15 protein-coding genes are annotated in these 19,924 nt (G+C 58.1%); 9 read left to right on the forward strand and 6 right to left on the reverse strand.

The genetic code is table 11. The features are described from left to right. Window positions 1-126: 126 nt before the first annotated feature. Both ftsH and rsfS read right to left on the reverse strand, forming a co-directional pair. Entirely contained in the window at window positions 127-2,241 is a 2,115-nt protein-coding gene (gene ftsH, locus ABIB60_RS10170) for an ATP-dependent zinc metalloprotease FtsH (RefSeq protein WP_354579624.1), read from the reverse strand. Window positions 2,242-2,340: 99 nt separating this feature from the next. Continuing rightward, a complete protein-coding gene (gene rsfS / locus ABIB60_RS10175) occupies window positions 2,341-2,736 on the reverse strand; it encodes a ribosome silencing factor (RefSeq protein ID WP_315999286.1) in 396 nt (131 codons plus the stop codon). 42 nt (window positions 2,737-2,778) lie between these two features. On the opposite strand from rsfS, the gene ABIB60_RS10180 reads away from it, so the two are divergent. The 5 genes from ABIB60_RS10180 (at window position 2,779) to rlmB (ending at window position 9,819) form a co-directional block, all read left to right on the forward strand. Next, window positions 2,779-3,543, forward strand: coding sequence for a biotin--[acetyl-CoA-carboxylase] ligase (locus ABIB60_RS10180; RefSeq protein ID WP_354579625.1), 765 nt, complete (start codon window positions 2,779-2,781; stop codon window positions 3,541-3,543). 232 nt (window positions 3,544-3,775) lie between these two features. Beyond that, entirely contained in the window at window positions 3,776-4,270 is a 495-nt protein-coding gene (locus tag ABIB60_RS10185) for a T9SS type A sorting domain-containing protein (RefSeq protein WP_354579626.1), read from the forward strand. Window positions 4,271-4,526: 256 nt separating this feature from the next. Beyond that, complete coding sequence (locus tag ABIB60_RS10190; RefSeq protein ID WP_354579628.1) at window positions 4,527-7,517, forward strand: protein O-mannosyl-transferase family; 2,991 nt, start codon at window positions 4,527-4,529, stop codon at window positions 7,515-7,517. A gap of 95 nt (window positions 7,518-7,612) precedes the next feature. Further along, the gene (locus ABIB60_RS10195; RefSeq protein WP_354579630.1) at window positions 7,613-8,821 is read left to right on the forward strand and encodes a GWxTD domain-containing protein; all 1,209 of its coding nucleotides are present in this window, start codon (window positions 7,613-7,615) and stop codon (window positions 8,819-8,821) included. After that, on the forward strand, window positions 8,785-9,819 hold the full coding sequence (rlmB, locus tag ABIB60_RS10200) for a 23S rRNA (guanosine(2251)-2'-O)-methyltransferase RlmB (protein ID WP_354579631.1): 1,035 nt from the start codon (window positions 8,785-8,787) through the stop codon (window positions 9,817-9,819). Before ABIB60_RS10195 ends, rlmB begins: the two co-directional genes overlap by 37 nt. Window positions 9,820-9,975: 156 nt before the next feature. Here rlmB and ABIB60_RS10205 read toward each other — a convergent pair whose 3' ends face one another. Both ABIB60_RS10205 and ABIB60_RS10210 read right to left on the reverse strand, forming a co-directional pair. Next, a complete protein-coding gene (locus tag ABIB60_RS10205; protein ID WP_354579633.1) occupies window positions 9,976-11,103 on the reverse strand; it encodes a mannose-1-phosphate guanylyltransferase in 1,128 nt (375 codons plus the stop codon). Between the two features lie 194 nt (window positions 11,104-11,297). Further along, window positions 11,298-12,275 carry a KpsF/GutQ family sugar-phosphate isomerase gene (locus tag ABIB60_RS10210; protein ID WP_502915116.1) on the reverse strand — a complete coding sequence of 326 codons (978 nt, stop codon included), beginning with the start codon at window positions 12,273-12,275 and terminating at the stop codon, window positions 11,298-11,300. Between the two features lie 174 nt (window positions 12,276-12,449). Here ABIB60_RS10210 and recQ point away from each other — a divergent pair, with 174 nt between their 5' ends. Continuing rightward, entirely contained in the window at window positions 12,450-14,648 is a 2,199-nt protein-coding gene (gene recQ, locus ABIB60_RS10215; protein WP_502915119.1) for a DNA helicase RecQ, read from the forward strand. 25 nt (window positions 14,649-14,673) lie between these two features. On the opposite strand, the gene ABIB60_RS10220 is transcribed toward recQ, so the two are convergent. Together ABIB60_RS10220 and ABIB60_RS10225 are read right to left on the reverse strand one after the other, a co-directional pair. Continuing rightward, complete coding sequence (locus ABIB60_RS10220) at window positions 14,674-15,402, reverse strand: GNAT family N-acetyltransferase (protein WP_315996732.1); 729 nt, start codon at window positions 15,400-15,402, stop codon at window positions 14,674-14,676. Between the two features lie 94 nt (window positions 15,403-15,496). Beyond that, window positions 15,497-15,919 (reverse strand): BrxA/BrxB family bacilliredoxin, encoded by a 423-nt coding sequence (locus ABIB60_RS10225; RefSeq protein WP_315996733.1) that lies wholly within the window; start codon window positions 15,917-15,919, stop codon window positions 15,497-15,499. Window positions 15,920-16,088: 169 nt separating this feature from the next. Here ABIB60_RS10225 and ABIB60_RS10230 point away from each other — a divergent pair, with 169 nt between their 5' ends. The 3 genes from ABIB60_RS10230 (at window position 16,089) to ABIB60_RS10240 (ending at window position 19,782) form a co-directional block, all read left to right on the forward strand. Further along, window positions 16,089-16,382, forward strand: coding sequence for a hypothetical protein (locus ABIB60_RS10230; protein WP_315996734.1), 294 nt, complete (start codon window positions 16,089-16,091; stop codon window positions 16,380-16,382). 134 nt (window positions 16,383-16,516) lie between these two features. After that, window positions 16,517-17,584, forward strand: coding sequence for a tetratricopeptide repeat protein (locus ABIB60_RS10235; protein WP_354579637.1), 1,068 nt, complete (start codon window positions 16,517-16,519; stop codon window positions 17,582-17,584). A 152-nt stretch (window positions 17,585-17,736) separates the two neighbouring features. Continuing rightward, a complete protein-coding gene (locus ABIB60_RS10240) occupies window positions 17,737-19,782 on the forward strand; it encodes an OmpA family protein (RefSeq protein WP_354579639.1) in 2,046 nt (681 codons plus the stop codon). The last annotated feature ends 142 nt before the right edge of the window (window positions 19,783-19,924 follow it).

Here is a 19,924-nt window from a genome sequence, read left to right on the forward strand (position 1 = left end):
TTCTGCAGGAGCGTACCCCGCCTGACCTGTAGCGGATTGAGGTTGGTATGAAGTTGCTGCAAAACGTAACCGCCCGGCTCCTCTGCACGAAGAACCGGGCGGTTACAAAACTCATTTCCTATACACTTACACTGGTGTTACCGCGGAGCCGCTTGGCTCGGAAGGCGCAGGGCCGGAAGCGTCGGTACCAGTATCTACGCCCGGCAGGTTCAAGTCGGGCAAGTCATTGCCTAGGGGCAAGCCAGCGTGTTCCTGCTTCCGCTCACTCAGCGTTTCTGAGCGGTCGGTGCCAGCCATATGGGCCTGGTAGGTAGTCTGGCTGTCGAAGGGCCGGGGCCCCACCAGCCGCACCAAATCATCCTGGAGCAGAATCTCTTTTTCCAGCAACTCTTTGGCAATTACTTCCAGCTCGTGCCGACGTTCCGTCAGCAGCTCCTTGGTGCGCACGTAGGCCTGCTCAATGATGGTGCGTACTTCCTCATCAATCATCTGCGAGGTAGCTTCCGAATACGGCTTGGTAAAGCCATACTCATTCTGGCCTTTCGAATCGTAGAAAGACACGTTGCCGAGTTTGGCATTCATGCCGTACATCGTTACGATGCTGTAGGCTACCTTGGTAATGCGCTCCAAGTCGGACAAAGCGCCCGTTGAAATCTTACCGAACACCAGCTCCTCGGCAGCACGGCCACCCAGGGTCATGCACATTTCGTCCATGAGTTGCTCGGTGTTGTAGAGGAACTGTTCCCGGGGCAAATATTGGGCGTAGCCCAGAGCAGCCACGCCGCGGGGTACAATGCTCACCTTCACCAAGGGGTCGGCGTGCTCCAAGAACCAGCCGGCAATGGCGTGGCCCGCTTCGTGGTAAGCCACGATCTTCTTCTCGCCGGGGCTGATGATCTTGTTCTTTTTCTCCAGACCACCGATTACGCGGTCCACGGCGTCGGTGAAGTCCTGCATGGTCACCATCTTCTTGTCGCGGCGGGCGGCAATGAGGGCGGCTTCGTTGCAGACGTTGGCAATTTCGGCGCCGGCAAAACCGGGCGTCTGGGCAGCCAGCTTCTTGGCTTCCACATCGGGGCCCAGCGTCAGCGGCTTCAAATGCACGTTGAAAATCTGGGTGCGGCCGTTGATGTCGGGCTTGTCGATGCTGATTTGGCGGTCGAAGCGGCCGGGGCGCAGCAGGGCCGAGTCGAGGGTATCGGGGCGGTTGGTAGCGGCCAGGATGATAACGCCGGAGTCGGTCCCGAAACCGTCCATTTCCACCAGCAAGGAGTTCAAGGTATTTTCCCGCTCGTCGTTGCCACCGGGCACGTTGCCCCGGCTACGGCTGCGGCCAATGGCGTCAATTTCGTCGATGAAGATGATGCACGGGGCCTTGGCTTTGGCTTGCTTAAACAAGTCACGCACCCGGGCCGCACCCACACCCACGAACATTTCCACAAAGTCGGAACCCGACAAAGAGAAGAAGGGAACATCAGCCTCACCAGCTACTGCCTTGGCCAGCAGGGTTTTGCCCGTACCGGGAGGACCCACCAGCAAAGCACCTTTCGGAATTTTACCGCCGAGCACAGTGAATTTTGACGGGTTCTTGAGGAACTCCACAATTTCCTGCACTTCCTCTTTGGCTTCCTCCAGGCCCGCTACATCCTTGAAGGTGATTTTCACTTTGTCGCCACCCTCAAAGAGGGCCGCGCGGCTTTTACCAATGTTGAAGATCTGGCCGCCGGGGCCGCCGGCCCCGCCCATGCGGCGCATGAGAAACCAGAAGCCCACGAACAGCAGAATCATAAAGCCCCAGGTAGTGACAAAGTCACCGTATCCCCGGTCTTCAATTAGCTTCAACGCTACCTGGCGGTCGGGGGGCAGGGCAGCCTGTGCTTTATCGAGGTCTTCCTTGAACGTTTTGCCATCTACTACCAGAAAGCCATACTGGGAACCCTGATTGAGGGCCAGCGGCCCCCGGCGGCTTAATTCTGTGCTGTACGGCGGCTTGCGAGTAGCTTCCGGCTTGAGGGTCACCTCTACCTGGCGGCCATTGAGCGTTACGTCGCGCACGTCACCGTTCACGAGCATCTGCTCAAAGCGCTTCTGCGTAATATCAATTGGCGGATTGCTGCGCGAGACGTACACCATCCCGAGGATGAGCACGACCAAGCCTACCAGCACCCAGAGCTGCATACCTGGCCGGGGGGCCGGATTAGGCAGCGTCGGTTTTTTCTTTTTGGGCGTCGTATCAGACATGTATTAAGGTTGCTAGAACAAAAAACAAAGGCGGAACACACCAACCGCACGTTTGTTGGCGTGCCCACCTGCCTATGGGTAGACGCAAACGGCTGCAGTTTACCTTACAGCCGCCGGAGTTACTTCGTCTTCCACGTACGTAATTTGGGCATCGCCCCACAACTCCTCCAGCGCATAGAACTGGCGACGGTCGCGCAGGAAAACGTGGACAACTACATCTACGTAATCCAGCAGCACCCATTCCCGGTTCATGCGGCCTTCGGTTTGCCAGGGATTCTGGCCGGTAAGCTTTTCAACTTCTTCTTCGACCGAGCGCGCAATGGCGTCAATCTGGGTATCTGAGGAAGCCGAGCAGATGATGAAATAATCCGCAACGGCGTTTTTGAGGTCTTTGAGGTTGAGCACCACAATGTCGGAGGCTTTCTTCTCCTGCATGCCGCGCACTACTACATCTGCCAACTTGTCCGAATCCTGCCGAACCAGGGTACTTTTCATGGGGTATTATTAGGTTTGAACGTCACAAAGTACGAAAAACGAGTGGAGGCACTATCCCCCCAAACACTCTTCACGGGCCAACAGCTTGTCTGGTTGCCCGAATGCCCCTCCACTAACACGGAGGCGCAGCAACTGGCTGTCCAAAACCGGGCCACGGATGGCTGCTGCGTTATAACCGACAAACAGACCGCTGGCCGCGGCCAACGTGGCAACCAGTGGGAAGCCGCCGCCGGCGAAAACCTGACGATGTCGGTAGTCTGGAAACCGGCCTTTCTGCCCGCCTCCGACCAGTTTCTGCTGAGCCAGGCCGTAGCCCTGGCCGTGCACGACTGGCTCACGCAACTGCTCGGTCCCGACCCACAGCTACGCGTGAAGTGGCCGAACGATATTTTTTTTGGCAGCCAAAAACTGGGTGGTATTCTGATTGAGAACACCCTTAACGGCGCAAAAATTCAGCACAGTGTGGTAGGAATAGGATTAAATATTAATCAGCAACAATTTGCCGTGCCCACGGCTACTTCCCTAGCTGCCATAACTGGTCGTAGGTACCACTTGCCAGCGTTGGTGGCTCGCCTACTGGAAAGCCTAGAACGGCGCTACCTGCAGTTGCGCAGTGGCCGCATTGGCACTCTACGCACAGAATATTTGCGGGTCCTGTACCGTTTCCAGGAGGAGCATGATTACGAGGCCGATGGGCAGCGCCTGCGGGGCCAGATTGTGGGCGTGGACGAGGCTGGCCGTCTGGCACTGGCTTTGGGCAACAGCCTGCGTTATTTTGACTTGAAGGAAATTAAATACTTGCACTGAGGCAAGAACCTGATTGTGAGCCAGTGGATTGGCATGCCATCCGAACCGGCTGGCTATTCAGCTAGAGTGAAGTCTCATGCAACGGATTCGGTAGGAACGGCATCTGAGTGGAGTATGCGGGCGGAACGGGCACGATGATTGTCCAAGACACTTGGTCAACGCGTCCAATTTTGTACCTTGCTTAGGTAGCGGCCTATTTTCCTCGGTTGTTGCATTCTCTTTTCTCTTCGCCATGAAACTCTCTACTCGCCTTGTACTGGTACCGCTGCTGCTGCTGGCGCAGTTGTCGGCCCTGGCCGCTACCATTACCATTCAGCTCGGCGACAATATTCAGCTCGGCGACAATCATAAGCTGACATTCCACGTCAACGCCCAGCCTAGCGGCGTAGTAGCCTGGAAAGCCCCCCAGCAAAGCCGCATCGGCTTGGCCAATTACACGGCACCTTCGCTTACAGCCCGGGCGTTAGCCCCAATTTTATCGGTGTACCCCAATCCGGCCCGGGGCCAGGTTACGGTTTCTGTGAGCCAACTCACTGCCAAGAATGACCTGAAGCTGCGCCTGAGCAATATCATCGGCCGGGAAATCCGGACGGTGGCCATGCGCCCCGAGGCTATGGAAAGCGGCATGAGCATTAACCTCTCCGATTTGCCTGCCGGCATGTACTTCTACAGCTTGGTACAGAATGACAAGGTGCTAAGCACGAAGCGCCTGGTTTTGCAGAACTAGGCGGCAACCTGCTCACGCTCAGATTGTAAAAGACCTGGCCTGTTTGGTCGGGTCTTTTTGTTTGCGGCGTTGTTGCCAGGAGCAAAAGGCGGCTGGTTTGGCGGGTTGGTTGAAGCCGGGGTGGGTGTTGGTTGATTTAAGGATGCGCGGCTCAGTAGTTATTCTCTATTTTTGACCTTTCACTGATTTCCCTTCCGACTTACATCCCGTCGTTCAGCAACGGGCCGGCCGTGGTCGGCCGCCCCTACCCCCACTTATGCGGAGTTACACACGCCTGAATAACCTTACCGGCTGGCTGATTTTTGCCCTGGCCACCATCGTTTATTTCCTCACGCTGGAACCCACGGCTTCGTTCTGGGACTGCGGGGAGTTTATTGCCTGCTCCTACAAGCTGCTGGTGCCTCACCCACCGGGTGCGCCCACCTTCCTGCTGCTGGGCCGCCTGTTCTCCCTGCTGAGCTTCGGCGACGTTACCAAAGTATCGGTGCTGGTGAATGCGCTGTCAGCCCTGAGCTCCTCCTTCACAGTGCTGTTCCTGTTCTGGAGCATTACTATGCTGGCCAAAAAGCTGGTGCTGCACCGCCCCGGTATGCACGACGACCGGCAGTTGGAGCCTACTTTCGGCCAAAGCCTGCTGATTCTGGGTGCTGGGGCCGTAGGTGCGCTGGCCTACGCTTTTTCTGATTCGTTCTGGTTTAACGCCGAGGAAGCCGAGGTGTACGCTATGTCGTCGTTGTGCACGGCGGCGGTGGTGTGGCTGATGCTGAAGTGGGAAAACCGCGCCGATGAGGCCGACTCGGACCGGTGGCTGGTGCTCATAGCCTACGTGATTGGCCTCAGCATTGGGGTCCACTTGCTGAACCTGCTGGCCATTCCGGCCCTGGGCTTCATCTACTATTACCGCCGTACCCAGAACCCCACGGTGGTGGGCGGCATTATTACGCTAGTGGTGAGCAGCGTGATTGTGGGCCTGATTCTGGCCGGTATTATTCCTGGTCTGCCCACGTTGGCGGGCGCGTTTGAAGTATTCTTCGTGAACAGCGTGGGCCTGCCCTTCAACTACGGATTGGTGATTTTCCTGCTGCTGTTCGTGGCCCTTATCTGGGTGGGTTTCCAGCAGTCTTTCAAGCGCCGCAGCCGCCTGCTGAACACGGTGATGCTGAGCTTCGTGTTCATCCTGATTGGGTACTCTTCTTACCTGATTGTACCCATCCGCAGCTCCTACCACCCCACCATCAACGAGAACAACCCCGAGGACGTCCTGTCCTTCGTGAGCTACCTGAAGCGCGAGCAGTACGGTGACCGGCCGTTGCTGTACGGCCCGCAGTTCAACGCCCAACCCATTGCTCAGGAAGATGGTGCCCCCCGCTACGTGCGCCAGGGCGACAAGTACGTGGTGGCCGAGTACCGCCCCGTGCTGCAGTACAACCCCGAGGATAAAATGCTGCTCCCGCGCCTGTACAGCAACGACCCGCTGCACCTGTACAACTACAAGAAGTGGGTGGACATTCAGGAAGGTGTGAAGCCCACGATGGGCCAGAACCTGTCGTTCCTGACCAAATACCAGATGGGCCACATGTTCTGGCGCTACTTCATGTGGAACTACGTGGGCCGCGAGGGCGACATTCAGCAGTCGGGCATTCTGTGGGGCAGCGGCAACGGCGCCGGTTTGCCCGAGCGGGTGGCCGATAGCCCGGCCCGCAATGCCTTCTTCGCCCTGCCCCTGCTGCTGGGTGTGCTGGGTTTGTTCTTCCACGCCCGCCGCGACGGCCGCAACGCCTTCATCGTGGGTCTGCTGTTCCTGTTCACGGGTCTGGCCATTGTGATTTACCTCAACCAACCACCCATTGAGCCCCGGGAGCGGGACTACACCTTCGCGGGCGCCACCTTTGCCTTCGCCATCTGGATTGGTTTGGGTGTGCTGGCTTTGGCCGAGCTGCTGGAGAAAGTGGTGAAATCGGACACGGCGCGGGCCGGCGTGGTAACGGCGCTGGGCCTGGTGGTGCCAGGCCTGATGGTGACGCAGGGTTGGGACGACCATAACCGCTCGGACCGCTACAATTCCGTAGATTCGGCCAAGAACCTGCTGAATTCCTGCGCCCCCAATGCCATCCTGTTCACCAACGGCGACAACGACACCTTCCCCCTTTGGTACGCCCAGGAGGTGGAAGGCATCCGGACCGATGTGCGCGTGGCCGTGTTGAGCTACCTGAACACCGACTGGTACATCGACCAGATGAAGCGCAAGGCGTATCTGTCGCAGCCGTTGCCCATTTCGATGCAGAACGGCAACTACAAGCAGGGCACCAACGACTACCTGCCCTACGCCGAGAACCCCTCGGTGAAGGAGGTGAACGTGAAGGAGTTCATGCAGCTGGTCAACCAGAACAGCCCGTTGCTCCAGGTGAGCTACGGTGATGGGTCGAAGTCTTTGCTGTCTTTCCCCACCCGCAACTTCTTCCTGCCCATCGACACGGCCGCCGTGGATAAAATGGGCATCATTCCGGCGGAGCGCCGTAAGCAGTTGGTGCCGCGCATGGAGTGGCAGGTGAGCAAAAGCGCCATCGAGAAGAAGAGCCTGGTAATTCTGGATATTCTGGCCACCAACAACTGGCAGCGCCCGGTGTACTTCAGCAGCACCGTGGATTCGCGCGACTTTATGGGCCTGCAGCCCTACTTCCAGCTGGAAGGCATGGCCTACCGCATCCTACCCGCCAAAGACCCCAACTATGACCCCAAAGGCGGTCAGGAGGAAGGCTACGTGGCTACTGGCCTGATGTACGATAAGCTGATGAACAAATTCGCCTATCGGGGCCTCGACAACGCCAACATCTTCTACGACGAGAACAACCTGCGCTTCCCGGCCAACTACCGCGACAAATTCTCGCGTTTGGCCGATGCCCTGCTGGCCTCCGGCGACAAAGCCCGCGCTAAGCAGGTGATTGACAAGTGCTTCGAGGTGATGCCCGATAAGGCTGTTCCTTACGACTACTATGTGCCGCAGTTTATTCCGGCCCTGGTAGCCGTGGGTGAGCAGCAGCGCGCCAACGAAATCATGGACACCATGACCGGCCGCGCTGAACGGGCCCTGGCCTACTACAGCACCCACAACCAGGCCTTATTCGACCAGGAGTTCCAGACTTACCTGCTGGGCCTTAACAGCATTGGCCGCGCCGCCGACGCCATCGGCGACCAGCAGCGCGCTACCCGCGCCCTCACGCTACTGCAGCAGTATTACCGGCAGTAAGCCGCACGGTTTTTGCCCGCTGAAAAGCCGGCTCCGGAAACGGGGCCGGCTTTTTTCGTTAGTATCCCGTTATACCAAGCCTTACTGCCTTAACTGTGAAATACGCTCTGCTCCTTTCTCTGCTGTTTATCTGGGCAGCCGGCGCACTCCACGCCAACCCGCGCCGGGACTTTGCCACTCAGTACCGGCCGGAGCGGCGCATTCTGGTGGATACCCGCCGGGAAGGCGACAGTGTGCGGGTGTACTTGCAGTTCCCAGACCGTAACCTCATCCGCAAAGGGTTTCCGCTGCACGTGGTAGCCTGGGCAGACTATGAAGCCCGCCGCCCCTTGTGGCAGGATACCGTGCGCCAACTCCGCCAGCGTGTACAAGCCGAAGGGCAGGCCGACCGTCTTTCCTTCTGCCTGCCCATGAGTCGGCTACGGGCCGGGCAGGTGCTGAGTATGGCCATTGGCCCGGCCGAAGATGCGCTGAGCGGGGACGCGGCCTGGCTGCAGCTGCGGCCGGAATACCTGACGCGGCCCTTCATTCTTACTGATTCCTTGAACCGCCCGCTCATGCGCCGCCACTTGCACGCTCAGGAAGTATTCGGTATCAGCGCCTACGGCCCCGACCAGCGCCTGCGGGTGTACCGGTACTCGCTTAGCTCGGCAGCCGCGGCCCCGCCCATGGCTACCGTCAGTACCCAGGGCACTCAGGCCCGCACTCTCAGCGTGCAGGACTCGGCGCAGTTTCGGGCCGATGAGCTGCTAAAGCTGCCGGCCGGATTATTTCTGCTGCGGGTAGGCAGTAGCTCCGTGCGAAGCGGCTTGCTGGTAGAAGAAAACCAGTTTCCGGAGCTAACTACGGCCGATGAGCTGATTGCCCCGCTGATCTACCTGACGACTTCCCAGGAGCGGCAGAAACTCTTTGATGCCCCCGACCCGAAGAAAGCCGTGGACCAGTTCTGGCTGACGGTGGCCGGTAACAGCCAGCCCATTGCCCGCCAGCTGATTCGCACGTATTACGGGCGGGTAGCGGAAGCCAGCCAATTATTTTCGGCCCATAAAGCGGGCTGGCTCACCGATAGAGGCCTGTTGTATCTGGTGCTGGGGCCGCCGGAAAGCGTGTATCGGGAGGCGGGCACCGAACGGTGGGTGTACCGCGCCGACGTGGAACGCAGCGGCACCTTCATCTTCCGCGCGAAACCCAGTACCTTTGCCCCAGACAACTACGAACTGGTGCGCCGCCCCGAGTACGAACAACTCTGGTATGCCGCCGTGGAGCAATGGAGAAAAGGACGAACCGCCCGCCCCGGCCGCTAACGGAGCGCCGCCAATTTTATGATTCCGAAAACCGCCCGGTGCCCAACCGTCGCCCCTCAGGGCGCGACGACGATGCGCGTCCCGAAGGTGGCCGCTACGAAGGCAGCCGCGCCGAAGGTGGTCGGTTTGAGAACAGCCGCGCTGAAGGAGGTCGTTTCGAAGGCAGCCGCCCGGAGGGAGGCCGCTTTGAAGGCAGCCGTAGCGAGGGTAACCGCTCCGACAAGAGCCAGTACCACCGCCCGCCCCAGGACCGGAGCATCGACATGATTTTCGGGCTGCGCCCCATTCTGGAGGCGTTGAACGCGGGCCGCACGCTGGACAAGATTTTCCTGCTGCGCGGCACCAAAAACTCCATGACCCAGGACATTACCGCGCTGGCCAAAGCTGCCAATGTGCCCGTGTCGATGGTGCCCGTGGAAAAGCTGGACAACATCACCCGCAAAAACCACCAAGGCGCCGTAGCCTTCGTATCGCCCATCGACTACATGCCCCTGGACAGCATTCTGGCCGGCTTGTATGAGGAAGGCAAAACTCCGCTGCTGCTAGTGCTGGACCGCATTACGGACGTGCGCAACTTCGGCTCCATTGCCCGGAACGCTGAGTGTATGGGCGTGCACGCCATTGTGGTCCCCAGCCGCGGGGCCGCCCAAATCAACGGCGACGCCCTGAAAACCTCCGCCGGTGCCCTGAACCTGATTCCGGTGTGCCGTGAACCCAATCTGAAGGATACCCTCACCTTCCTCCGCGAGTCGGGCGTGCAGGTAGTGGCCTGCACCGAGAAGTCGGACGCCAGCCTGGAAGCCGAAACCGTGGACCTCTCCGGCCCCCTGGCCGTGCTCATGGGCTCCGAGGAAGACGGCATCAGCCCCGAGTACTTGCGCCTCGCCGACCACAAGCTGCGCATCCCCATGGCCGGCCAGATCAGTTCCCTCAACGTAAGCGTAGCCAGCGGCATCATGCTCTACGAGGTGCTGCGCCAACGGCTGGTAAAAAAGTAAGTTAAAAGGAGAAAGTAAAAGCCCCGCTGTCATCCTGAGCTTGCGCAGGACCTTATTACGTCAGTACGAGTCGTTGTTACGACAAACGTTCTGCTGCTATAAGATCCTTCGCAAGCTCAGAATGACAGCGGGGCTTTTGGCTTTTACTTTCGATCTTTAATTATACCCCACGCCTTTCTTCGATTTTACGTCGGCCACAAAATCCTTCACCCGCTGCTCTTCGGTGCGCTTGCAAATGAGCAGCACGTTATCATACTCGGCCACGATGTAGCCTTCCAAGCCTTGCACTACTACCAGGCGCTCGGAAGGGGTTTTGATAACGCACTCCTTAGTGTCGTAGAGCAGGGCGTTGCCGTCCACTACGTTTTCGTCGGCGTCGTGGTGGCCCATCCGGTGCAGGGAGTCCCAGGTGCCCAGGTCGCTCCACCCAAAATCGGCGGGCAGCACGTACACGTTGTCGGCCTTCTCCATCACCCCGTAATCGATGCTGATGTTGCGGCACTGGCTGTAGGCGCGGGCAATAAAGGCTTCCTCCTGCGGGGTACCCAGTTGGTTTTCGCCCTCATCGAACACTTCAGCAATATCGGAGAGGTAGTGGTGAAAAGCTTTGATGATGGCATCGGCCCGCCACACAAACAGGCCGGAGTTCCAGAGGAAGTCGCCGCTGGACACGAACATTTTGGCCAGCTCCAGATTAGGCTTTTCGGTGAAGGTTTTCACCTTGCGCAGGTCCTTCGGGAAGGTCCTATCCTCGTGGCCGGGCATCGTTTGCACATCCTGCGGCCGTACCACTTCATCCAGAAACTGAATGTAGCCGTAGCCGGTATCGGGGCGGGAGGGCTGGATGCCTAGGGTAATAAGCACATCGTGGGTGCGGGCCCCGTGCAGGGCCGTCCGAATGGCTTCGCGGAAGTTCTCCTCATGCATCACGGCGTGGTCGGCGGGCGTCACTACTATCACGGCTTCCGGGTCGCGCTGGGCAATGCGGTAGCTGGCGTAGGCAATGCACGGGGCGGTGTTGCGGCCAATGGGCTCGCCCAAAATCTGGTCGGCTCCCAACTCCGGCAAGTGCTGGTGGACCAGCTCCGTATAGTCGCGGTTGGTCACCACAAACACGTTTTCCGGCGGACAAATACCCCGGAATCGGTCAACGGTCAACTGTAGCATCGACCGCCCGAGGCCGAGCACATCATGAAACTGTTTGGGATGATGAGTACGACTGAAGGGCCAGAAGCGGCTCCCTATGCCGCCGGCCATTACAACGAGATACGTGTGTTGTTCCATCGGCGCCGAACCAGAGGTTCGTTGTTGGAGAGAGAAAAAGGAGAGTAACGAGAGCGTGCGGAGTAAGTAGCTGAACAGTTCCAGCACTACTTTATCCAAGGTACAGAAGTACTACCTACTATTCGTCCGCTAGAGCAATAATACTGGATTCAGTAATTTATAGAACAATTCCTGAAAAATATTTAACTAAATACTTACAGGAGCCCTTCCCGCAGCAAATCGTGCAGATGAATAAAGCCGCTGAACTGGCCTTGCTCCAACACCACTAACTGCGTGATATTGCGCTCCTGCATGCGGGCCAGCGCCTCCATGGCAAAATCATCAACCTCGATAGTCACGGGTGAGGGGGTGAGAATATCCTGCGCCCGCACACTTTCCAGGCGACCTTCGTAGGTGGTAAGCATACGGCGGATGTCACCATCGGTGATGATGCCGACCAACTCACCACCATCAGCTAGCACAGCTGTGGCGCCCAGGCGCTTGCCGGATATTTCCAGAATCACGTCTTTCAGCGGGGCCGTGTCGGGTACCTGGGGTTGCTGGTTCTGGCGGCTCAGGTCGCCTACTTTCAAATACAACTGCTTGCCCAGAGTGCCGCCGGGGTGAAGGCGGGCAAAATCCTGGCGCGTAAACTCCCGGCTTTCCAGTAGGCACACGGCCAGCGCATCGCCCAGGGCCATGGCGGCGGTAGTGCTGGTAGTAGGCGCCAGGTTATTGGGGCAGGCCTCACGCTCCACGGGGGCGTGGAGTACATAGTCGGCCTGCACGCCCAGGTAAGAGTCGGCCTTGCTAACCAGGGCCGCCAGGGGCACGCCCTTGCGTTTGAGCAAGGGCACCAGCACCTTAATCTCGGGCGTGTCGCCGGACTTGCTGATGGCAATGACAAAGTCGCCGGGCTGAATCATACCCAAATCCCCGTGAATGGCATCGGCGGCGTGCATGAACAGGGCGGGCGTACCCGTGGAGTTCAGCGTGGCCACCATTTTGCCGGCAATGTGGGCGCTCTTGCCAATACCCGTTACCACTACCCGGCCGCGCAAAGAGAGTATTGCCTCTACGCATTGTGCAAAATCGGGGGTGCGGCTAATGGCCTCAGCCACCCCCTGAATTGCCTCAGCTTCCTGCTGAAGCACTTTTTTTGCAAGATTGTTGAGTTCGTTCTGTGGTTTCAATCTAAATTTGATATTGTATATCGGGAGCTGGACTGTAGCGGCAAAATTTGGTTAAGGCCGAATTCTTTCACTTAACTCCCTAGTACCGAATACCTAAAATCCCTAGATTGAGTACGCAACACCGGTGTGCTGCTTCGCCAATCTGCCAACCCAACTGAGTAAGAGAGGATGTCCATGCCAGCCGTGAAACAACAAGTGCAGCAAGAGGCTGATTTGAAAGGCAAGTTAAAGGAAGTTTTTGGGTACGGTCAGTTCCGCGGCGTGCAGGAAGACATCATCCAGAACGTAATTGCCGGCAACAACACCTTCGTGATTATGCCCACTGGGGCCGGTAAGAGCCTGTGCTACCAGCTGCCCGCCCTTGTGCTGCCCGGCACGGCCATCGTCATTTCGCCCCTCATTGCCCTGATGAAAAATCAGGTGGACCAGCTCAACGCTTTTGGAGTAAACGCCCAGTTTCTGAACTCGACGCTGTCGAAATCGGAAATGAACCGGGTGAAGAAGGACGTGATTAGCGGGGAAGTGAAGCTGCTATATGTGGCGCCCGAAAGCCTGACCAAGGACGAAACCATTGAGTTTCTGAACAAGGCCGTCATCAGCTTTGTGGCCATTGATGAAGCCCACTGCATTTCGGAGTGGGGCCACGACTTCCGGCCGGAGTACCGCAAAATTCGCAGCATTATTGACGGGCTGGGCGTACAGGTGCCCATCATTGCCCTCACGGCCACGGCTACGCCTAAAGTGCAGCAGGACATCCAGAAAAACCTGCAGATGGATGAGGCTTCCGTGTTCAAGACCTCCTTCAACCGCACCAACTTATACTACGAGGTACGGCCCAAGCACAACACCAAAAAGCAGCTGATTCAGTACGTGAAGCAGCGCAAGGGCCTGGCCGGCATTGTATACTGCCTGAGCCGCAAGAAGGTGGAGGAAATTGCCGAGTTGCTGAAGGTAAACGACGTGCGGGCCCTGCCCTACCACGCCGGCCTCGACCCCCACGTACGCATGGCCAACCAGGATGCTTTCCTGAACGAAGAGGCCGATGTAATTGTGGCCACCATTGCCTTCGGCATGGGCATTGACAAGCCCGACGTGCGCTTTGTAATCCACTTCGACACGCCCAAGAGCATTGAGGGCTACTACCAGGAAACCGGCCGCGGCGGCCGCGACGGCCTGGATGGAGACTGCCTGATGTTCTACAGCTACGATGATATTGTAAAGCTGGAGAAATTCAACAAGGATAAGCCGGTAACGGAGCGCGACAACAGCAAGCTGCTGCTGCAGGAAATGGCCAATTACGCCGACTCCGCGGTGTGCCGGCGCAAGCAGCTGCTGCACTACTTCGGGGAGCATTTTGAGAAGGACTGCGGCTTCTGCGACAACTGCAAGCACCCCAAAGAACGGTTTGAGGGCAAAAACGAGGTGGTAAATGCTCTGAAGGCCGTCGTGCAGACCGATGAGCGGTTCGGCCTCGACCACATTGGCACCGTGCTCATGGGCATGAACAATCCCCACGTGGAAAGCTACGGCCACGACAAGCTGCCCGTGTATGGCCAAGGCAAAGACCACGATGCGCAGTTCTGGCACTCACTCTTGCGCCAGACCTTGCTGAATGGTTACCTGGAAAAGGACATTGAGAACTTCGGCGTAGTGAAAATTACGGCCAAGGGTATTGACTTCATTGAGAATCCGCATTCCATCAAGCTCACCAAGGACCATAACTACGAGGAAGAGGTGAAAGAAGAACAGGAACAGGAAGAAGTCCAGCAGGCAGCCGGCCACGACGAGGCCCTGTTTGAAATGCTGAAGGCGCTCCGCCGGAAGGTAGCGCAGCAAAAAAATCTGCCGCCCTACGTGCTGTTTCAGGACCCCAGCCTGAAGGAAATGGCCACGACGTTCCCCACCAAACTGGAGGATTTGTCGCACGTATCGGGGGTGGGCCAGGGCAAGGCGCAGAAGTTTGGGCAGCCTTTCCTCGACCTGATCAAGAAGTACGTAGAGGACAACGACATTATGACGGCCGCCGACGTGGTGGTAAAATCGGCCGTTAACAAGTCGAAAATCAAGATTTACATCATCCAGCAGATTGACAAAAAGATGGACTTGGAGGAAATTGCTTCCACCAAGGGCATTGATATGCGGGAGCTGATGGAGGAGATTGAGCACATCTGCTACTCGGGCACCAAGCTCAACCTAGATTACTACATCAACGGGGTGCTGGATGAGGAGCGGCAGGATGAAATCTACGATTACTTCATGACGGCCCAGACCGATAACATTGCGGTGGCCCTCAAAGAACTCGGCACCGACGACTACACGGAGGAAGATTTGCGCCTGATGCGCATCAAATTCCTGAGCGAAGTAGCGAATTAAGAAGTCAGAGAGAAGAAGTAAAAAGTCACAGCCACAAGTGGTAGACGTGCTCCTCGTGGATGCGCTCAAAGCCCTCCCGTTCGTAAAAGCGGCAGGCACCCTTGTTGTCGAGCTGGGTGGCAACCTGTATTTCGGGGAGCTGCCAGGCGTGGGCGTAGTGCAGCGCCGCCGCCACCAGCTGCTTGCCAATGCCTTCGCCCCGGTGCTCGTGCTGCACAGCCAATAGGCCAATGATGGCGTGCGTGGTCTGGTAGCCGAGCGTAATCAGTCCAAGCGCATCGGGTGAGGTAAGCGGGTGATACACGAGCACCTGCCGGGCCGTTTGGCCGGTTACGCTGCTCCGGATCCAGTGCTCATAGAGCCGCTCATACACCCCGGCCTGAAACACCGGGTCGACGCGGAAGCGGGAATGGTGGCCGCTTTGCCGGGCCAAATCCAAGAGGCGCGGGGTGAGCTCCTCGGTGGGCAGAATATTGGTGGCCACTGGTGGCGGTACGGCCGGCACTGGCCGGGCATACCGGGCTTTGCGGTCAGTGAGCTGAATACCAAGGGCCCGGGCACTGGCCGCCGACACAGTATCCGTGGGCTCAACAAACCAATACACCAGCCGCCAACCGTCCTCCCGGGCCAACTGAATTACTTCGCGCAACTGCTCCTCCGTGAAGCGCCTGCCTTTTAAACGGCCCACCGGAAACCCGAAAAACTGGCTGTCCCATGGCAACGACTGTACCCCGTATTCCATCAAAATAGACATAAACCGGCCATTATAGCTGAGCCCAAAAGAAAAACCGTCTGCAGCTCAGCGCTACAGACGGTTAAACGACTCAAGTAAAGAAAAAGCCAATTAATTAGCAATATTCTTCAAAAGCACCTTGCAGGTTGTTAACGATACGCATCAGGTCGTTGCCTTCGATGTGGTAACGCTCAATCATGTGCACCAGCTCGCCATCTTTGAACAGCGCAATGCAGGGGCTGCTGGGCGGATAGGGCAGCATATGCTCCCGAGCTTTGGCTACGGCTTCGGTTTCCATGCCGGCAAACACGGTTACCAGTTTGAGAGGCTTCTTATCGGAGCTGGAAACGGCCATTTTCAGGGCCGGGCGAGCTTTGGCGGCGGCGCAGCCACACACCGAGTTTACGGCTACCAGCACGGTTCCGCTCTGGTCATTAAGGACGGTGTCAACCTCCTCGGGGGTCATGAGCTGCTCGAAACCGGCCTCTACGAGGTCCTGACGAATCGGGGCTACCATGTATTCGGGATACGTGGCCATAGGTGAAAGCTAGGCTTTAAGATGAACTACTACCGGGGCGAACTGCCCAACGGCCGTACAAAATTACGCAACTGCGGCCGCACTGCCACGGTTGGCGTATAGAACCCCCGGCCGGGGTTGGAAGTTTAAGGGTGAGCTGCTTTTTTAGGACTAATGAATCTGTTGCCTTATGACGTACACCGACTTCCTTTCCTCGCAAACCCAGCCTGAGCCCCCAGCCGGCCTTTCTCCCCTGCTGGAGGCCCTGTGGTATGCCGGCCGCGACGAGTGGCACCGGGCCCATAATATTGCTCAGGACAATGAGCACGACCCACTGCACAACTGGCTGCACGCATTTTTGCACCGTCAGGAAGGCGACGCGGGCAACGCCGCCTACTGGTACCGCCGGGCCAACCGGCCGGTGGCCACGGGCTCCTTGCGCCGCGAATGGGAGGAAATGGTGCGTAGCCAACTCCTGGCCTAAGTACTAGCGGTTAAGTAGGTACTTCTATTTCATCTTGCTATAATTCAATAACAACGCATTTAACATGCTCGTTTACTGCCTATTCGGCAAATAAAATTATATTTATCCCGCGCCTCTGAAACCGGCGGGACAGAATGAACCAGACGTATATTCTCTCTATTGGTCTGCTGCTGAGCTCAATTGCGGCGCAGGCGCAGGTAGATACTGTGCGGGCCTCCACCCTGCCCCCGGCCCAGCAAGCTGAGAAACTCTATAACAGCGGCGTAGCCAACTATAACCAGAAAAGCTACCGTGCGGCCCTGCAGGACTTTGACAAGGCCCTGGCCGCTAAGCCCGATTTTGCCCGGGCCTACTACAACCGCGCCGCCGTCCGCTACGAGCTGAAGGAGTACCCGACGGCCGTGCAGGACTACGACCAGGCTATTAAGCTCGACCCGAATACGTTTACCTCCTACTTCGGGCGGGCCCAGGCCCGGGAGGCCCTGAAGCAGCCCGCCGAGGCGGAGCAGGATTACGGTAAAGCTGCCGAGCTGAAGTCCGACTACGCCCCGGCCTGGTACTACCGGGGTGCCCTCCGCTTCGAAAAGGCCGACTACCAGGCCGCCAAAACTGATTTTGATGCTGCCATCAAGGCCGACCCCACGTATGCCTACGCCTGGCACGACCGGGGCAGTGCTCAGCGCCAGTTGGGCAACCTGCCCGCTGCCATTCAGGACTATACCCAAGCCCTAAAACTGCAGCCCGAGTTGCTGCCGGCGCTGCTGAACCGCGCCGCCACCCGCCGCCGCGCCGGCGACCTGAAAGGTGCCCTGCAGGATTATAACGACTACCTACGCCAGAAGCAGGACAACGCCCTGGCCTACACCAACCGCGGCAGTACTCGCTACGAGCAGGGCGACTATAAGGGTGCGGTGGAAGACCTCAGCAAAGCCATTGCGCTGGATGGGCAGTACGCATTTGCCTGGAACAACCGCGCCGCCGCTTACCTCAAGCTGGAAGACTACAAAAAGGCCGAAGCTGACGCCAGCAAGGCCATCGGCCTGAGTGCGCAGTACGCCGAGGCTTACCTGAACCGGGGCCACGCCCGCGAAATGCTACGCAACTCTGATGCCGCCTGCCAGGACTGGCGCAAAGCGGCCGAGCTAGGCCTGGATGTCGGCAATACCCACGCCGCCAACTCCGGCTGCGGCGCGGCGGAGTAAGAAGTAACCGGCTATCTGGTGAACATGGAACGTCATGCAGAGGCGAAGCCGAAGCATCTCGCTCGTGAATAATTAGCCTACTAGTACAACGTCAGCACACGAGGTGCTTCAGCTTCTCCTCTGCATGACAGTCTTTCAGCATTCCTTTTCTTATGCATAAGTACCTACTCGCCTCCCTGCTGCTTCTGAGTGCTCCGGCCACCTTGCTGGCCCAGAGCGTGGAGTTCAGCAAAGACCGGTTCGGCAACGACAAAGAAGGGCTGAAAGCGGCTCTTAAGGAAATCAAGCTCGGCGACGAATCCTACGACCTGGACCCACCACGCTATGAGCAGGCTTTGCCCCACTACCTGGCGGCCCAGAAGTTCAACCCCAACAATGCCCAGCTCAACTTCAAAATTGGGGAGAGTTACCTGCATTCCGGCTTCAAGCCCCGGGCCCTGGAGTATTTGCAGAAAGCCTACCAGCTTAACCCCGATGTGGACCCGCGCATCCATTACGCGCTGGGCCGGGGTCTGCACCTAAACGGGAAGTGGGATGAGGCCATTGCGGAGTACAAGCGCGCCACGCCCGCCACCGGCACCAAAAACACCGCCGGTTTCACCCAAGACATCCAGAAGAAGATTCGGGAGTGCGAAAACGGCCGGAAGCTGGCCGCCAAGCCCACCCGCGTGTTTATTGATAATGCCGGCCCCGGCGTAAATTCGCCCTACCCCGAGTACGGCCCGGTTATTACGGCCGATGAGTCGGTTATCCTGTTCACCTCGCGCCGGCCAGGCTCCACGGGCGACCAGAAGGACCCTGAAACCGGGGGCTTCATGGAGGATATTTACACTAGCACCCGCACCACCAAAGGCAGTTGGGTAGAGGCCCGCAACCTGGGTGAAGGCGTAAATACCGAGGGCCATGATGCCACCGTGGGCCTCTCCCCCGATGGCCAGCGCCTGCTGGTATACATGGAGGACAACGGCGGCGACCTGAACGAAGCCAACCTGCGCGGGGCGGAGTGGCGCAAGCCCCAGAAACTGGGCTCCCGCATCAACACCCGTTCCCACGAGTCGTCGGCGGCGTACACACCGGACGGGCGCAGCCTGTACTTCGTAACCGACAAGGAAGGTGGCCTGGGCCAGCGCGACATTTACAAGATTGAGATGGAAGGCCGCGGCCCGGCCCAGAACCTAGGCTCCGTCATCAACACCCAGTACGGCGAGGAAGGCGTATTCCTGCACCCCGATGGCAAGACAATGTACTTTTCTTCGGAGGGCCACAACTCCATGGGCGGCTACGACATCTTCAAATCGGTGTACGAAAACGGCAAGTGGAGCCAGCCGGAAAACCTGGGCTGGCCCATCAATACCCCCGACGACGACGTATTCTTCGTGATTTCCGCCTCGGGCCGCCACGGCTATTACTCCTCCTTCCGGGATGATGGATTGGGTTCCAAAGACATCTACCAGATTACCTTTCTGGGCCCCGAAAAGCCGCCCGTACTTAGTCAGGAAGACCAACTGCTGGCCTCCCGCGTGCAGCCGGTAAAGGAAACCCTGCTGGCCCCGCCAGTGGCTATTGTGGCCGCGCAGGTAACCATTCTGAAGGGCGTGGTAACGGATGAGGCCAGCAAGCAGCCGATTGAAGCTACGATTGATGTAGTAGACAACTCCCTGAACCAGACCATTGCCTCCTTCCAAAGCAATGCACAGTCGGGCCGTTATCTGGTATCGTTGCCCTCCGGCATCAACTACGGCATTGTGGTGCGCAAAGACGGCTACCTGTTCCACTCCGAAAACTTCGATTTGCCGGCCAAAGCGGCGTACTCAGAAGTGGTGAAGGATATTGCGCTCAAGAAGCTGGATGTGGGTGTGAAGGTGGTGCTCAACAACATCTTCTTCGACTTCGATAAGGCCACGCTGCGCAAGGAAAGCACCAACGAACTGGAGCGCCTGCAGAAGCTGCTGACCGAAACGCCCGCCCTGCGCCTGGAAATTTCGGGCCACACCGATAACGTGGGTAAAGCCGAGTACAATAAGGACCTCTCGCAGCGCCGCGCCAAAGCTGTGGTAGACTACCTCGTGGCCAAAGGCATCGACAAGGGCCGCCTGACCTTCGCCGGCTACGGTGACACCCAGCCCGTGGCCTCCAACGCCTCCAAAACCGGCCGTCAGCTCAACCGCCGGACGGAGTTTAAGGTGACGGGCAAGTAGATTCCGGTATTCGGTTCCGGCAGAGGACGCAGTGAGTAGCGGGGGGGGGGCGGGGTCGGTGTCACCAGAAAGGGGCCAGCGACGGTCCGAATACCGACCAGATCGGGGGAAAAAAAAAAAAAAAAATTGAAAAAAACACTCC

This window comes from Hymenobacter sp. UYP22 (assembly GCF_040547285.1).
In the GTDB taxonomy this organism is placed as follows: Bacteria; Bacteroidota; Bacteroidia; order Cytophagales; family Hymenobacteraceae; genus Hymenobacter.

What these genes read in the sequence shown, in the direction of transcription:
- ABIB60_RS10230 (WP_315996734.1), top strand. Translation starts at nt 16,089, where the DNA reads ATGACGTACACCGACTTCCTTTCCTCGCAAACCCAGCCTGAGCCCCCA.
- recQ (WP_502915119.1), top strand. Translation starts at nt 12,450, where the DNA reads ATGCCAGCCGTGAAACAACAAGTGCAGCAAGAGGCTGATTTGAAAGGC.
- rsfS (WP_315999286.1), bottom strand. Translation starts at nt 2,736, where the DNA reads ATGAAAAGTACCCTGGTTCGGCAGGATTCGGACAAGTTGGCAGATGTA.
- ABIB60_RS10185 (WP_354579626.1), top strand. Translation starts at nt 3,776, where the DNA reads ATGAAACTCTCTACTCGCCTTGTACTGGTACCGCTGCTGCTGCTGGCG.
- rlmB (WP_354579631.1), top strand. Translation starts at nt 8,785, where the DNA reads ATGGAGAAAAGGACGAACCGCCCGCCCCGGCCGCTAACGGAGCGCCGC.
- ftsH (WP_354579624.1), bottom strand. Translation starts at nt 2,241, where the DNA reads ATGTCTGATACGACGCCCAAAAAGAAAAAACCGACGCTGCCTAATCCG.
- ABIB60_RS10190 (WP_354579628.1), top strand. Translation starts at nt 4,527, where the DNA reads ATGCGGAGTTACACACGCCTGAATAACCTTACCGGCTGGCTGATTTTT.
- ABIB60_RS10220 (WP_315996732.1), bottom strand. Translation starts at nt 15,402, where the DNA reads ATGTCTATTTTGATGGAATACGGGGTACAGTCGTTGCCATGGGACAGC.
- ABIB60_RS10240 (WP_354579639.1), top strand. Translation starts at nt 17,737, where the DNA reads ATGCATAAGTACCTACTCGCCTCCCTGCTGCTTCTGAGTGCTCCGGCC.
- ABIB60_RS10225 (WP_315996733.1), bottom strand. Translation starts at nt 15,919, where the DNA reads ATGGCCACGTATCCCGAATACATGGTAGCCCCGATTCGTCAGGACCTC.
- ABIB60_RS10205 (WP_354579633.1), bottom strand. Translation starts at nt 11,103, where the DNA reads ATGGAACAACACACGTATCTCGTTGTAATGGCCGGCGGCATAGGGAGC.
- ABIB60_RS10235 (WP_354579637.1), top strand. Translation starts at nt 16,517, where the DNA reads ATGAACCAGACGTATATTCTCTCTATTGGTCTGCTGCTGAGCTCAATT.